Here is a 15,360-nt window from a genome sequence, read left to right on the forward strand (position 1 = left end):
GGGATAAAGCGGCGTGTTGCCTGCGCAGGGCGCAGTATATCCGTTCGCATGACTCTGAGAGCAGCGTGCCATCACAGGGCGTCACGCACCTCGTCGGCGCACAGAAGACCTGCGATGGCGGTCGCAGTTCCCCAGGCGACCCGCCAATAGTGGCTTTGCGACATCGTGGCACGCCCCTTGCTCCCGCTCCAGGTACTTGGCGCCGCTTTGGCGCCCTTCGCGGGGAGGAAGTCGGGTGATCGAACTCAACAAGGCCATCCTGGATTGCATGCGCGAACTGCGCCGCCGTCTGCGTGAAGAACAGGCACTGGAGATCCAGTACCAGCAGAGCGACGCCATCGAGCGGATGCTGCGCGCCTGCGCGGACTCAACGCGGGAAGAAACGCGCCAGCTGGGCGAACGCCTGAGCGAGCTGAGCGGCGTAAAGCTGCCCCGCGTGGTGCAGGAACCGAGCTTCCTGCCAATGCAGGGCAGTGGCGACCAGCAGTACTCCGGCCCGCTGCGTGGCGGAGCCCGACGCTGACCGAGCTTCGAAAGCGTAGGGCGCATAACCTCGAACAGGTTATCCGCCGGCACCCGCACGGCGGATAACGCTGGCGCGTTATTCGCCCTACACGCTGCGGAGTTGATCCTGTAGGAGCGCGCCATGCGCGCGATCGCGGGCATGGCCCGCTCCTACAGGTAGAGCCAACCGTCAGACGCCGCGCAACCGCCACCAGTCGCAGAACTCGTCCAGCGCATCCCACAGGCTCGCCTGCGGGTCGTAGTCGAGGTACTGGCGGGCGCGGGAGATATCCAGGGAGAAGTCCTTGGCCATCACCGCCATCCCCAGTCGATGCAGGGTCGGCTCCGGGCGGCCGGGCAGGACCTTGCACACGCCCTCGTTGAGCAGCGCCAGGTTATAGGCCAGCCCATAGGGCATGTGCCGTTCCACCGGCTGCATGTCCAGCCGGCGCAGCACGTAGTTCACCACGTCCCACAGCGGCAGCGGCTGGCCGTTGCTGATGTTGTAGGCCTGGCCGAGCGCCTCGTCGCCCGCCATCAGGCTGGCGAACAGCGCGTCGTTGAGGTTCTGGATGCTGGTGAAATCGACCTTGTTCAGGCCCTGGCCGATGATGCGCAGGCGGCCCTTGCGGTGCGCGGCGATCATCCGCGGGAAGATGCTCGTGTCGCCGGCGCCGGTGACGAAGCGCGGGCGTAGCGCCAGCACTTCCAGGCCGAACTCCTGGGCGCCGAGGGCGACCAGCTCGGACTGGTACTTGGTCGAGCCGTAGTGGTTGGCGAAGCGCTTGGGTACCTGCTGCTCGGTGATGCCGACGTGGGACTGGCCATCGAAGTAGATCGACGGCGACGACAGGTGCACCAGCCGGCGCACCTTCTGCTTGAGGCATGCCTCGACCACCGACTCGGTCATGGTCACGTTGGCCTGGTGGAAATAGTCCTGGCTGCCCCACACACCCACCGCGCCAGCGCAATGCACCACGGCATCGACGCCGCTGCACAGCGCGCGGACCAGCGCCGGGTCCGATAGGTCGCCGGCCATGAATTCGGCCCCGCGCGCCACCAGCGGCTGCAGCGCCTCTTCGCGGCGTCCGTTCACCCGTACCGCCAGCCCCTGCTCCAGGGCAAAACGGGCAAAACGCCCGCCAATGAACCCGCTGGCTCCGGTGACCAGAATCTTCATGCACGCCACTCCCGTTCTTATAGTCCGGCGACTCTAGCAGGCGCCGCACCGTACTACTCTGGCCTTGCACGCCAGAAACGAATCCTTGCAGACCGCGTTGCCGCGCCAGGGTTGCACGACTTGCGATCGGCGACATGCACAGGGTGGTTGCGACTACCCTTTGAGGCACGCAGTTTTCTCAAGAGGCCACACCATGAGCAAGCCCCACTGGATGATCTACGGCGCCAACGGCTACACCGGCCGGCTGGTGGCCGAGCAGGCGCAGCGCGAGGGCCTGAAGCCGATCCTCGGCGGTCGCAACCCGGCCAGTCTGCATGCGCTGGGCAGTTCACTGGGACTGGAATGCCGGGTGTTCGACCTGAACGACAGCGCCGCCGCCCTGGCCGCGCTGGAAGATGTCGCCGTGGTCGCCAATTGCGCCGGGCCCTTCTCCGCCACCGCCGCGCCGATGATCGAGGCGTGCATCGCCAGCGGCGCGCATTACGTGGATATCACCGGGGAGATTTCCGTCTTCGAATACGCCCACAGCCTCGACGAAGTGGCGCGCACGGCGGGCGTGGTGATCTGCCCCGGCGTCGGCTTCGACGTGATCCCCACCGACTGCGTCGCCGCCTGCCTGAAGGAAGCCATGCCCGACGCCGCACACCTGGCACTGGGCTTCGACAGCGGCAGCGGCCTCTCGCCGGGCACCGCCAAGACCACCGTGGAAGGCCTCAAGCTGGGCGGCAAGGTACGCGAGGCCGGGCGTCTGCGCGACGTGCCGCTGGGCTACAAGCGCCGCGACATCGACTTCGGCCGAGGCCTCAAGCATGCGGTAACCATCCCCTGGGGCGACGTGGCGACGGCCTACTATTCCACCGGCATCGGCGATATCGAGGTCTACCTGCCAGTACCGCCGGCCGCCGCCATCGGCATGCGGATGATGGACAGCCTGCGCCCGCTGCTGGGCCGCGACCGCGTGCAGGGCTGGCTCAAGCAGCAAGTGGACAAGCGCGTCCATGGCCCCAACGAACTGGCCCGCAGCAAGCTGCGCACCTGGGTCTGGGGCGAAGTGCGCAACGCCCGAGGCGAACGCCGCACCGCACGGCTGGAAACTGCCAACGGCTACGACGTGACCATCCACGGCGTGCTCTTCGCGGTGCGCCACCTGCTGGCCAACCCCAACGCGGTCGGCTACTTCACCCCGTCGAAACTCTTCGGCGCGCGCTGCATCGAGCAGTTGCCGGGCAGCGGCAGCATCGTCATTCGCGGTTGATCGGCACCATGAGCCCCGGCGCCTTCGCCAGCAGGTGCCGGGTCAGCGCGGCGAGCAATTCGCCGCCGTTGCGCCAGTGGTGCCAGTAAAGCGGCACGTCGATCACCTGCCCCGGCAGCATGTCCACCAGCTCGCCGCGTTCCAGTTCGCCACGCACCTGTTGCTCCGGCACCAGGCCCCAGCCGAGGCCGCCGCTGGTCATGCGCACGAAGCCTTCTGAAGACGGACACAGGTGATAGCTGAAGTGGCCGTCGACGCCGAGGTCCTTCAGGTAACGGTGCTGTAGCTGGTCGTCCGGGCCATAGACGATGGCCGGAGCGCGGACGAGGCCGGCGGGCGTCACGCCTTTGGGGAAATGCCGGGCGATGAACTCCGGGCTGGCGAGCCCGCGATAGCGCATGGCGCCCAGCGGCTCGCAGCGCCCGCCGGCCACCGGGCGCGGACTGGCGCAAACACAGCCGGCCACCTCGCCCGCGCGCATGCGCTTGAGGCCGACCTCCTGGTCCTCGACTACCAGGTCCAGCAGCACGTGACGCTCGCCGCAGAAATCACCGACCGCGTGCGCCCACCAGGTGGCCAGGCTGTCAGCGTTCAGCGCCAGGCGCAGGCGCTCGGGCGCCGCGCCGTCATCCAGTGCCGGCACCCACTGCTGCAGGTCGCCCTCCAGCAGGCGCACCTGCTGCACATGGTTGAGCAGGCGCTGGCCGAGATCGGTCGGCTGCGGCCGCGCCGCGCGCACCAGCACCGGCTGGCCAACCCGTGCTTCGAGCAGCTTGATGCGCTGGGAAATGGCCGACTGCGACAGCCCCAGCACCTGGGCGCCGCGCTCGAAACCGCCCTGCTCCACCACGGCGGCCAGGGCGGCAAGCAGCTTGTAGTCGAACATGATCAGTTTCCCTAATGAGATATCAGCAGTATTGGTTTTTCTTATACAGGCCAAAGCCGGACAATCGCCAGCATTCCCACTCTTTATGGATTGCCCACCATGGCTGGCGAAACCTCTCTGGCCGCGCTGCTGCGCGACATGACCCCGGTGCTCAACGACGGCGAGTACGTCTTCTGCACCCTGCCCGACGGCCAGCTCCCGGCCGGCCTGCAACCGCTGGGCAGCTTCCGCGAAAGCGAGGGGCTGACGCTGATCCTGCCGCGCGCCGAAGCCGAACAGGCCGGGCTGGCCTTCGACTATGTCGCCGCCTGGCTGACCCTGGAAGTGCATTCGGCGCTGCAGGCGGTCGGTCTCACCGCCGCCGTGGCCGGCGCCCTGGCCAAGGCCGGGATCAGCTGCAACGTGATCGCCGCCTGGTACCACGACCACCTGTTCGTCGCCCACGCCGACGGCCCGCGCGCGCTCGAAACCCTGCGCGCACTCGCACTCGATCCGGGGGCCTGAACCATGTGGCAGAGCTACCTCAATGGCATGCTGGTCGCTGCCGGCCTGATCATCGCCATCGGCGCGCAGAACGCCTTCGTCCTCGCCCAGAGCCTGCGCCGCGAACATCACCTGTCGGTGGCCGCGCTGTGCGTGCTGTGCGACGCCATCCTGGTCAGCGCCGGGGTGTTCGGCCTGGCCAAGGTCCTCGCCGAGAACCCGACGCTGCTGGCCATCGCCCGCTGGGGCGGCGTCACCTTCCTGGTCTGGTACGGCCTCAAGGCTCTGCGTCGTGCAGTCGCACCCGCAGCCATGGCCGACGCCCAGGAAACCGGCCCGCGCTCACGCCGCACTGTGCTCATGGCAGCGCTGGCGGTGACCCTGCTCAACCCCCATGTCTACCTCGACACCGTGCTACTGATCGGCTCACTCGGCGCCCAGCAGACAGCGCCCGGCGCCTACGCCATGGGTGCGGCCAGCGCCTCGCTGCTGTGGTTCTTCACCCTGGCCTTCGGCGCCGCGTGGCTTGCGCCGTGGCTGGCGCGGCCGGCGACCTGGCGACTGGTGGACCTGATGGTCGCGGTGATGATGCTGGGCATGGCCGCGCAACTGGTGTTCGCCAGCTGATCTCAGGCCCGCCGACGGAAGCTTTTCGAACGACGTTCCGTCATCCCGGTCTGTGCATAGTGAGCGTCGCGCTCCGACGCAAGCCGCTGTGCAGGGCCTTTGCCCCTACAGTTGCTGCGTGGATATGCCGCAGGTCGGGTGCTATGATCGGACCTTCGCGGCGCCGGCGGGCTCTGAGCCTTCCGGACGCAACTGGCGCGCTGCCGGTCCCTTCGGGGACGTATTGCAGCTACGCCCGGATGCCGCGACAAACATCGAACCGGCCCCGTGTACCGGTCGCGCGCACGTCGCGCTAGCCCAGACTGAGTGAGATAGGAGAGAGACCATGGCTTTCGAATTGCCGCCGCTGCCTTACGCGAAGAACGCCCTTGAGCCGCACATTTCCGCGGAAACCCTGGAATTCCACCACGACAAGCACCACAACACCTACGTCGTGAACCTGAACAACCTGGTTCCGGGTACCGAGTTCGAAGGCAAGAGCCTGGAAGACATCGTCAAGACCTCTTCCGGCGGCATCTTCAACAACGCCGCCCAGGTGTGGAACCACACCTTCTACTGGAACTGCCTGAGCCCCAACGGCGGTGGCCAGCCCACCGGCGCCCTGGCTGACGCCATCAACGCTGCCTTCGGTTCCTTCGACAAGTTCAAGGAAGAGTTCAGCAAGACCTCCATCGGCACCTTCGGCTCCGGCTGGGGCTGGCTGGTGAAGAAAGCCGACGGCTCCCTGGCCCTGGCCAGCACCATCGGTGCCGGCTGCCCGCTGACCAGCGGCGACACCCCGCTGCTGACCTGCGACGTCTGGGAACACGCCTACTACATCGACTACCGCAACCTGCGTCCGAAGTACGTCGAGGCGTTCTGGAACCTGGTCAACTGGGACTTCGTGGCAGAACAGTTCGCTGCCTGAATGTACCCTGCTTGATACGAAAAACCCGGCCTCGCGCCGGGTTTTTTCGTAATGGGCGCGTAACACCTTCGTGTCAGCTAACCTGAAAGGCCGGTACAGTCACGAAACAGAACGATGGCCCTTTGACGTCATTGCGCCAATTGCCAATACTCAGCCCCAGTCGTTCGCCCCTGGCGAGAAACAAGGAACGCCCTTGAAACTGGATCCCCGGCACAGCCTCTCCCTCAAGCTGCTGCGAATGGTATTGCTCGCGGCCCTCGTGGTCGGGGTGGTACTCAGCTGTGCCCAGATCATCTATGACGCCCACAAGGCGCGCCAGGCCGTGCACAACGATGCCCAGCGCATCCTGGCGATGGTCCGCGATCCCTCTACCCAGGCCGTCTACAGCCTCGACCGCGACATGGCGATGCAGGTCCTCGAAGGCCTGTTCCAGCACGAAGCCGTGCGCTACGCCGCCATCGGCCACCCTGACGAACCCATGCTGGCAGAGAAATCCCGCCCGCTGCTGGACTCCAATACCCGCTGGATGACCGACCCGATCCTCGGCGCCGAGCAGAACTACTCCATCCGCCTCGCCGGCCGCGGCGGTTCCAACGAGTACTATGGCGACCTGAAGATCACCCTCGACACCGCGCCCTACGGCGACGACTTCGTCGCCACCTCGGTGATCATCTTCATCTCCGGCATCCTCCGCGCCATGGCCCTGAGCCTGGTGCTGTTCATGGTCTACCACTGGCTGCTGACCAAGCCGCTGTCCAAGATCATCGAGCACCTTGCCTCGATCAACCCGGATCGTCCCAGCCAGCACAAGCTGCCGATGCCAGACGGCCACGAGAAGGACGAGCTGGGTTTATGGGTGAATACGGCCAACCAGCTGCTGGCCTCCATCGAGCGCAATGGACATCTGCGCCGGGAGGCCGAAGACAGCCTGCTGCGTATTTCCCAGTACGACTTCCTCACCGGCCTGCCCAACCGCAAGCTGCTGCAACAGCGCCTGGACCAGATCCTCGAAGGCGCCTCGCGCCTGCAACGCCGCGTCGCCGTGCTCTGCCTGGGCCTGGATGACTTCAAGGGCATCAACGAGCAATACAGCTACCAGTTCGGCGACCAACTGCTGATCGCCCTCGCCGACCGCCTGCGTACTCGCAGCGCGCACCTCGGCGCCCTGGCGCGGCTGGGCGGCGACCAGTTCGCCCTGGTCCAGGCCGACATCGAACAGCCCTACGAAGCGGCGGAACTGGCCCAGCAGATTCTCGACGACCTGGAAGCGCCCTTCGAACTCGACCAGCACCTGGTGCACCTGCGCGCCACCATCGGCATCACCCTGTTCCCCGAGGACGGCGAGACCACCGAGAAGCTGCTGCAGAAAGCCGAGCAGACCATGACCCTGGCCAAGAGCCGCTCGCGCAACCGCTACCAGTTCTACATCGCCAGCGTCGACAGCGAGATGCGTCGCCGCCGCGAGCTGGAGAAGGACCTGCGCGAGGCCCTGGCACGCAACGAACTGCACCTCGTGTATCAGCCGCAGGTGGATTACCGCGATCACCGCGTGGTCGGCGTCGAGGCGCTGCTGCGCTGGCAGCACCCGACCCAGGGCTGGGTCGCGCCGGACCTGTTCATCCCGCTGGCAGAGCAGAACGGCAGCATCTTCAGCATCGGCGAATGGGTGCTCGACCAGTCCTGCCGGCAACTGCGCGAATGGCACGACCAGGGCTTCGACGACCTGCGCCTGGCGGTCAACCTGTCCACCGTGCAACTGCGCCACAATGCCCTGCCGCGGGTGGTCAGCAACCTGTTGCAGATGCACCGCCTGCCGCCGCGCTCGCTGGAGCTGGAAGTCACCGAGACCGGCCTGATGGAGGACATCTCCACCGCCGCCCAGCACCTGCTCAGCCTGCGTCGCGCAGGCGCGCTGATCGCCATCGACGACTTCGGCACCGGCTACTCCTCGCTGAGCTACCTGAAGAGCCTGCCGCTGGACAAGATCAAGATCGACAAGAGCTTCGTCCAGGACCTGCTGCTGGACGACGACGACGCCACCATCGTTCGCGCCATCATCCAGCTGGGCAAGAGCCTGGGGATGCAGGTGATCGCCGAGGGCGTGGAGACGGTCGAGCAGGAGGCCTACATCATCGCCCAGGGCTGCCACGAAGGTCAGGGCTACCTCTACAGCAAGCCGCTACCGGCGCGCGAACTGACACTCTACCTCAAGCAGGCGCGGCGCCTGGCCGAAGCGGCCGGCGGCAATCCCAACGGGTCCGTCGAGCGGCATTGATTTCCTGATGGCTCGCCCTGTGCGCGGTCGCGGGCATGGCCCGCTCCTACATGGTACTTCCCCTTCTGCTGGCGACTTGCTGGCCCCATGACCAAACGGCGCTATCGAACGCCCTTTTCAAAAATGAAAATCTTTCGCATTATGTTGCGGATTTTCTTGCGCAGTCCTTTTTACGTGCGCCTCCTCTCCATGCAAAGGAACCCGTCATGACTCGTATGCCCTGGGCCACTGCCAGCCTGCTCGCCATCGCTATCTCCCTCGCCGGCTGCGGCGATGACAAGAAAGCCGAAGCCCCCGCCGCCGCCGCTCCGGCTGCCAGCACCCAGAGCACTGCCCCGGCAGCGGCTGCCAAGGTCGACGAGGCCGCGGTCAAGGCCGTGGTGAAGAACTACCTGGACATCGCCGAAGCCACCTACGGCGACGCCCTGACCACCGCCAAGGCCCTGCAGACCGCTGTGGACGCGCTCATCGCCAAGCCCAGCGAAGAAACCCTGAAGGCCGCCCGCGAAGCCTGGATCGCTTCCCGCCCGTCCTACTCGCAGAGCGAAGCCTTCCGCTTCGGCAACTCGATCATCGACGACTGGGAAGGCGCGGTTAACGCCTGGCCGCTGGACGAAGGCCTGATCGACTACGTCGCCAAGGACTACCAGCACGCCGAAGGCAACGCTGGCGCCAGCGCCAACATCGTCGCCAACACCGAGATCCAGGTCGGCGAAGACAAGATCGACGTCAAGGAAATCACCGGCGAGAAGCTCAAGGGCCTGAACGAGCTGGGCGGTTCCGAAGCCAACGTCGCCACTGGCTACCACGCCATCGAATTCCTCCTGTGGGGCCAGGACCTGAACGGCACCAAGCCGGGCGCAGGCGATCGCAAGTACACCGACTACGCCCAGGGCAAGGACTGCACCAACGGTCATTGCGACCGTCGTGCCGCCTACCTGAAGGCCGTCACCGACCTGCTGGTTTCCGACCTGGAAGAAATGCACGGCAACTTCAAGGCCGGCGTCGCCGACAACTACCGCGCCAAGGTCGAGGCCGACACCGCCGAGAACAACCTGCGCAAGATGTTCTTCGGCATGGGCTCCCTGTCCCTGGGCGAGCTGGCCGGCGAGCGCATGAAGGTCGCGCTGGAAGCCAACTCCACCGAAGACGAGCACGACTGCTTCAGCGACAACACCCACAACACCCTGTTCTTCAACGCCAAGAGCATTCGCAACATCTACACCGGCGAGTACAAGCGCACCGACGGCAGCGTCGTGAAGGGCCCGAGCCTGTCCGACCTGGTTGCCAAGGCTGACGCCCAGGCCGACACCGACCTGAAGGCCGACCTGGCCAACACCGAAGCCAAGATGCAGGTCATCGTCGACCGTGCCGAGAAGGACGGTGTGCACTTCGACCAGATGATCGCTCCGGAAGACAAGGACGATCAGCAGAAGATCCGCGACGCCATCGCCTCGCTGGTCAAGCAGACCGGCGCCATCGAGAAGGCCGCCACCGCGGTCGGCGTGCAGGACCTGAAGCCGGACAACGCCGATCACCAGTTCTGATCCGCCTGTCCTGAAGGGTTACAGGCGCTGCGGCTCCACGCCGCAGTGACCTTGGAACCAAGGCAAAGCCCCGCACTCCGGGGCTTTGTTATTTCCGGGCGGCAAACGATGTCGTTCTCAAATACAAATTTTTCATATTTGCATTTGACGCCCCTGATACCATGGCGCGCTGCCATATACCGCTTTCGGAACCCCGTCGATGCTGCCCCGCCGTACCGCCCTGTGCCTCGTGCCGCTGCTATCTGCCCTCGCCCTTGCCGCTTGCAAGCCGGAGACCTCCCAGCACGCCGTGGCCGAACCTGGCGAAGCGTTGTCCGGCGGCGCCACCACGGTGAAACAGAGCGACCGCAACGCTTATTCCATGCCCTCGGGCAACCTCACGCCGAGTCGCCGCCTGGACTTCGCCGTGGGCAACAGCTTCTTCCGCAATCCCTGGGTGATCGCGCCGACCACCACCACCGCGCGCGACGGCCTCGGCCCGCTGTTCAACACCAACGCCTGCCAGAACTGCCACATCAAGGACGGCCGCGGCCATCCGCCGGAGCTGAACGACGTCAACGCCGTGTCGATGCTGGTGCGCCTGTCGATCCCCGCCGGCGCCGCCGACGTCGAAACCATCAAGCGCCTGGGCGTGGTGCCCGAGCCGGTGTACGGCGGCCAGTTCCAGGACTCGGCCATCCCCGGCGTGGCGCCTGAGGGCAAGGTGCGGGTGGACTACGAGCCGGTGAAGGTGAGCTTCAAGGACGGCACCGTGGTCGAGCTGCGCAAGCCCAAGCTGCTCATCAGCGACCTGGGCTACGGCCCGATGCACCAGGACACGCTGTTCTCCGCCCGCGTCGCCCCACCGATGATCGGCCTAGGCCTGCTGGAGTCCATCAGCGAGGCGGACATCCTCGCCAACGCGGACCTCCAGGCCAAGGGCCGCGACGGCATCCATGGCCGGCCGAACCGGGTCTGGGACGATGCCACACAACAGACAGTCCTCGGCCGCTTCGGCTGGAAGGCCGGGCAACCCAACGTTGCCCAGCAGAACGCCCACGCCTTCTCCGGCGACATGGGCCTGACCAGCGACCTGCTGCCCAGCGACGACTGCACCAAGGTCCAGGTCGACTGCCTGAACGCCATCGACGGCGGCAAGCCGGAAGTCAGCCAGCACATCTTCAACCAGGTCGCCTTCTACGCCCGCAACCTCGCGGTGCCGGCGCGGCGCAAGGTCGACGACCCACAGGTGCTCACCGGCAAGGGCCTGTTCTTCGACTCCGGCTGCGCCAGCTGCCACACGCCCAAGTTCACCACCGGCGCCAATGCCGCCGAGCCCGAACTGGCCAACCAGGTCATCCGCCCCTACAGCGACCTGCTGCTGCATGACATGGGCGAGGGACTAGCGGACAATCGCCCGGAATTTCTCGCCAGCGGCCGCGACTGGCGCACGGCGCCGCTGTGGGGCATCGGCCTGACCGAGACGGTCAACGGCCACACCCAGTTCCTGCATGACGGCCGCGCCCGCAACCTGCTCGAAGCCGTGCTCTGGCATGGCGGCGAGGCCGAAGCGGCCAAGCAACGCGTACTGAATTTCGACGCCGGGCAGCGCGATGCCCTGCTGGCGTTCCTGAACTCACTCTAAGGAGCCGAGCCCACCATGTTCCGCCCCCGACTTCTGATCACCAGCCTCGCCATCGCCCTGGGCGCCTGCTCGCCCACCGACCCGCAGGCCACCACCAGCGCCACGCTGGCTCAGCAGGTGATCCTGCCGACCTACAGCCGCTGGGTCGACGCCGACCGCGCGCTGGCCGCCAGCGCCCTGGCCTACTGCCAGGGCAAGGAAGACCTGACCAAGGCCCGCGCCGACTTCATGGTCGCGCAGAAGGCCTGGGCCGAGCTGCAGCCGCTGCTGGTCGGCCCGCTGGCCGAGGGCAACCGCTCCTGGCAGGTACAGTTCTGGCCGGACAAGAAGAACCTCGTGGCGCGCCAGGTCGAGCAACTGCTCAACAGCGGCAACGCGATATCCCCGGCGACCCTGGATAAATCCAGCGTCGTGGTGCAGGGCCTGACCGCCTACGAATACATCCTCTACGACGCCAAGATCGACCTCGCCAACGCCGAGACCAAGGCGCGCTACTGCCCGCTGCTGGAAGCCATCGGCGAACACCAGCAGGCGCTGGCGGAAAACATCCTGGCGCAGTGGAAGCAGGACGGCGGCATGCTCGCCCAGCTCTCCAAGTTCCCCAACGAGCGCTACGCAGATGCCCACGAGGCCATCGCCGAGCTGCTGCGCGTGCAGGTCACCGCGCTGGACATGCTGAAGAAGAAACTCGGCACCCCGCTGGGCCGCCAGAGCAAGGGCATTCCGCAGCCATTCCAGGCCGAAGGCTGGCGCAGCGACGCCTCCCTGGCGAGCCTGGATTCCAGCCTGACCGGCGCCCAGGCGCTGTGGGACGGCACCGACAAGAAGGGCCTGCGCGCCCTGCTGCCGGCCGAACAGAAAGAGCTGGCCGGCAAGATCGACGCGGCCTACGCCGATGTCCACGGCAAGCTGAAGGCAATCAACCAGCCGCTCAGCGAACTGCTCAAGGACGAAGCCGGCCTCAAGCAGCTGAACGACCTGTACGACAGCCTCAACGTCGTCCACCGTCTGCACGAAGGAGACCTCGCCAAGGCCCTCGGGGTGCAGCTGGGCTTCAACGCCAACGACGGCGACTGATCGAGAGCGAACGAGGTGAACGCCATGTTGCGACGTCACGTGATCGGCCTGGGCAGCCTGCTGCTCGGCGCCCTGACCTTCGGCGGCTGGACGCTGTCACGCAAGGGCAAGGAGCCCCTGGTGCTGTCCGCCCGTGACGACGCGGATGGCAAGCACTATGCCGTGGGCTATCGCCTGGACGGCAGCTGCGCCTTCGCCACCGAAGTCGGCCTGCGCTGCCACGACGTAGTGCAGCACCCCAGCCTGCCGCTGGCGCTGTTCGTCGCCCGCCGCCCGGGCCGGCACAGCTACCTGATCGACCTGAATGACGGCCGCCTGCTGCAGACCGTCGATTCGCAGGCCGACCGCCACTTCTACGGTCACGGCGTGTGGCACAAGGACGGCGAATGGCTCTACGCCACCGAGAACGACACCACCGATCCGGGTCGCGGCCTGCTCGGCGTGTACCGCTTCGACGGTGAGCGCCTGAGCCACACCGGCGAGATCTCCACCCACGGCCTCGGTCCGCACCAGGTGTCCTGGATGCCCGACGGCGAGACCCTGGTGGTGGCCAACGGCGGCATTCGCACCGAGGCCGAAAGCCGCGTGGAGATGAACCTCGACGCCATGGAGCCGAGCCTGGTGCTGATGCAGCGCGACGGCGCGCTGATCTCCAGGGAAACCCTGCCGCAGCAGATGAACAGCGTGCGCCACCTGGCCATCGCCGCGGACGGCACCATAGTCGCCGGCCAGCAGTACATGGGCGACTCCCATGACCGCGCCGACCTGCTTGCCATCAAGCGCCCCGGCGAGGCCTTCCAGGCCTTCCCGCTGGCCGATGAGCAGCGCCTGGCGATGACCCAGTACACCGCCAGCGTCGCCGTGCACAACGACCTGCGCCTGGTCGCCCTGACCGCCCCGCGCGGCAACCGCTTCTTCATCTGGGACCTGGACTCTGGCGCCGTGCGCCTGGACGCGCCGCTGCCCGACTGCGCCGGTGTCGGCGCGGTGAAGGACGGCTTCGTCGTCACCTCCGGCCAGGGCCGCTGCCGCTTTTACGACTGCCGCAGCGAGCGCATCGCCGGCACTCCGCTGGACCTGCCCCCGGCCTTCTGGGACAACCACCTGCACCTGGCCTGAACAGGATCGGTGAACGCTGGTTGAGCGCCGGCATTCCCTTGTAGGAGCGGGCCATGCCCGCGATCGCGCGCATGGCCCGCTCCTACAGGTTTGCTCAGCCGCTCACTCGACATTCGCCAGAACGCCCGTACCAGAGCGCCTGAAACCCCCTACCACTTGTCTCCCTGGCCTCAGGAAGACCGCCACGCGGCCGATGCAAAGGCTGACCGATTCCCACCCTGCGTCTTAGAGGCGTAAACCAAGATGTCCCCCAACACTTCCTTGCGTACCCAGATCCTTTCGCTGCTGGGCGGCAGCCTGCTGCTCGTGCTGCTGATCGCCCTCGCCTGCTTCCACTTCCTCTCCGGCAGCGTCGGCGCGTACCAGCGCCTGCTGGACGGCCCGCTGCAATCCTCGCAACTGGTCGACCAGGCCAACCTGGCCTTCAAGGTCCAGGTGCAGGAGTGGAAGAACGTCCTGCTGCGCGGTCAGCAGCCGGCCGACCTGAACAAATACTGGGGCCAGTTCGAGGACCAGGAGCGCGCCGTGCAGGACGTGCTCGGTCGCCTGGAGCAGAACGCCGCCGACGAGCCGCAGCTCAAGGCCCAGGTCACCCGCCTGCGCGACGAGCACCGCCAGCTCGGCCAGGCCTACCGCAAGGGCCGCGACGCCTACCTCGCTGCCGGCAGCGACCCGCGCGCCGGTGACGCCGCAGTGAAAGGCATCGACCGTGCCGCCAGCGAGCAGATGACCGCCCTGGTGGACAGCCTGCACCGTGATGCCCAGCAGGAAGCCAGGAGCATTTCCGAAAGCGCCCACAGCACCGTCATCAGTGGCAGCCTGATCCTGCTGTTCTCCGGCCTCGTGCTGGGCCTGTTGAGCCTGTGGCTGGTCAACCGCAACCTGATCGGCCCGATCGCCCGCCTGATCGAACACATCGCCCAGCTCAGCGAGGGCAACTTCGGCGAGCGCGTCGACGCCAGCCGCCGCGACGAACTGGGCCGCCTGGCCCGCGCCGCCAATACCCTGCGCGACTTCCTGGCCGAAACCTTCACCCGCCTGAAACACAGCACCACCGAACTGGACACCGCCAGCGGCGAGCTGAACGCCATCGCCACCCTGATGGCCGAAGGCACCCGCGAACAGTTCTCGCGCACCGACCAGGTGGCCACGGCGATGCACGAGATGTCCGCCACCGCCCAGGAAGTCGCCCGCCACGCCTCCGACGCCGCGCGCGCCGCCGACGATGCCGACCAGCACGCGCAGGAAGGCGGCGAAGTGATGAAGACCACCATCGTCACCATCACCGAGATGAGCAACGAGATCGCCAACACCGCCGAAGTCATCCGCCGCCTGGAAAGCGACAGTGGGCGCATCGGCAAGGTGCTCGAAGTGATCCGCGGGATCGCCGACCAGACCAACCTGCTGGCCCTCAACGCCGCCATCGAGGCCGCCCGCGCCGGTGAAGCCGGCCGTGGTTTCGCCGTGGTCGCCGACGAGGTCCGCACCCTGGCCCAGCGCACCGCCGAGTCCACCGCCGAGATCCACCAGATCATCGACACCGTGCAGACCGGCTCGGTCAACGCCCTGCGCGCCATCGAGAGCGGCCAGACCCGCAGCGAACAGGGCGTGGAGCGCGTCACCCAGGCCGGCGAGGTCCTGCGCAGCATCACCCATGCGGTGGAAGCGATCCGCGACATGAACCGCCAGATCGCCACCGCCGCCGAGGAACAGACCTCGGTCGCCGAGGACATCTCGCGCAACCTCACCGAGATTACCGCCATCGGCGCCACCAACGAGGAAAACGTGGTGCGTACCCAGGGCGCCAGCCGCCACCTGCACGGCCTCTCCGGCGAACTGGCGGACGTCACCCGCAAGCTCAGCGCCTGATCCTTCT

At 66.8% G+C, this 15,360-nt stretch carries 13 protein-coding genes and 1 pseudogene; 12 read left to right on the forward strand and 2 right to left on the reverse strand.

The annotated features are described in order from the left end of the window. The first annotated feature begins 238 nt into the window (after positions 1-238). Entirely contained in the window at positions 239-523 is a 285-nt protein-coding gene (locus tag ABKS89_RS25290; RefSeq protein WP_242015414.1) for a hypothetical protein, read from the forward strand. A 171-nt stretch (positions 524-694) separates the two neighbouring features. On the opposite strand, the gene ABKS89_RS25295 is transcribed toward ABKS89_RS25290, so the two are convergent. Continuing rightward, the gene (locus tag ABKS89_RS25295; RefSeq protein ID WP_138215923.1) at positions 695-1,684 is read right to left on the reverse strand and encodes an NAD-dependent epimerase/dehydratase family protein; all 990 of its coding nucleotides are present in this window, start codon (positions 1,682-1,684) and stop codon (positions 695-697) included. A gap of 193 nt (positions 1,685-1,877) precedes the next feature. Between ABKS89_RS25295 and ABKS89_RS25300 the strand changes: the two genes are divergently transcribed. Further along, on the forward strand, positions 1,878-2,939 hold the full coding sequence (locus ABKS89_RS25300) for a saccharopine dehydrogenase family protein (RefSeq protein ID WP_348587491.1): 1,062 nt from the start codon (positions 1,878-1,880) through the stop codon (positions 2,937-2,939). On the opposite strand, the gene ABKS89_RS25305 is transcribed toward ABKS89_RS25300, so the two are convergent. Beyond that, complete coding sequence (locus tag ABKS89_RS25305; RefSeq protein ID WP_138216188.1) at positions 2,926-3,831, reverse strand: LysR family transcriptional regulator ArgP; 906 nt, start codon at positions 3,829-3,831, stop codon at positions 2,926-2,928. The two genes, ABKS89_RS25300 and ABKS89_RS25305, sit on opposite strands and share 14 nt — an antisense overlap. 93 nt (positions 3,832-3,924) lie before the next feature. On the opposite strand from ABKS89_RS25305, the gene ABKS89_RS25310 reads away from it, so the two are divergent. From ABKS89_RS25310 to ABKS89_RS25355, 10 genes and pseudogenes are all read left to right on the forward strand, one after another. Beyond that, positions 3,925-4,329: an ACT domain-containing protein gene (locus tag ABKS89_RS25310; protein ID WP_348587493.1), complete on the forward strand. Its 405-nt coding sequence runs from the start codon at positions 3,925-3,927 to the stop codon at positions 4,327-4,329. 3 nt (positions 4,330-4,332) lie between these two features. Beyond that, on the forward strand, positions 4,333-4,935 hold the full coding sequence (locus ABKS89_RS25315) for a LysE/ArgO family amino acid transporter (RefSeq protein ID WP_138215920.1): 603 nt from the start codon (positions 4,333-4,335) through the stop codon (positions 4,933-4,935). 325 nt (positions 4,936-5,260) lie between these two features. Next, positions 5,261-5,842 (forward strand): superoxide dismutase, encoded by a 582-nt coding sequence (locus ABKS89_RS25320; RefSeq protein WP_045211147.1) that lies wholly within the window; start codon positions 5,261-5,263, stop codon positions 5,840-5,842. A gap of 193 nt (positions 5,843-6,035) precedes the next feature. Further along, a complete protein-coding gene (locus tag ABKS89_RS25325) occupies positions 6,036-8,117 on the forward strand; it encodes a putative bifunctional diguanylate cyclase/phosphodiesterase (RefSeq protein ID WP_138215919.1) in 2,082 nt (693 codons plus the stop codon). A 206-nt stretch (positions 8,118-8,323) separates the two neighbouring features. Further along, a complete protein-coding gene (locus ABKS89_RS25330; protein ID WP_138215918.1) occupies positions 8,324-9,664 on the forward strand; it encodes an imelysin family protein in 1,341 nt (446 codons plus the stop codon). 199 nt (positions 9,665-9,863) lie between these two features. Then, positions 9,864-11,288, forward strand: coding sequence for a di-heme oxidoreductase family protein (locus ABKS89_RS25335; protein ID WP_348587495.1), 1,425 nt, complete (start codon positions 9,864-9,866; stop codon positions 11,286-11,288). Between the two features lie 15 nt (positions 11,289-11,303). Continuing rightward, positions 11,304-12,365 (forward strand): imelysin family protein, encoded by a 1,062-nt coding sequence (locus ABKS89_RS25340; RefSeq protein WP_348587497.1) that lies wholly within the window; start codon positions 11,304-11,306, stop codon positions 12,363-12,365. A 24-nt stretch (positions 12,366-12,389) separates the two neighbouring features. Further along, a complete protein-coding gene (locus tag ABKS89_RS25345; RefSeq protein ID WP_348587499.1) occupies positions 12,390-13,484 on the forward strand; it encodes a DUF1513 domain-containing protein in 1,095 nt (364 codons plus the stop codon). 726 nt (positions 13,485-14,210) lie between these two features. Further along, a pseudogene (locus ABKS89_RS25350) lies at positions 14,211-14,420 on the forward strand (methyl-accepting chemotaxis protein); the annotation flags it as partial. Between the two features lie 228 nt (positions 14,421-14,648). Next, positions 14,649-15,353, forward strand: coding sequence for a methyl-accepting chemotaxis protein (locus ABKS89_RS25355; RefSeq protein WP_412548371.1), 705 nt, complete (start codon positions 14,649-14,651; stop codon positions 15,351-15,353). Positions 15,354-15,360 lie beyond the last annotated feature (7 nt).

This window comes from Pseudomonas sp. LABIM340 (assembly GCF_040017195.2).
Classification (GTDB): Bacteria; Pseudomonadota; Gammaproteobacteria; order Pseudomonadales; family Pseudomonadaceae; genus Pseudomonas.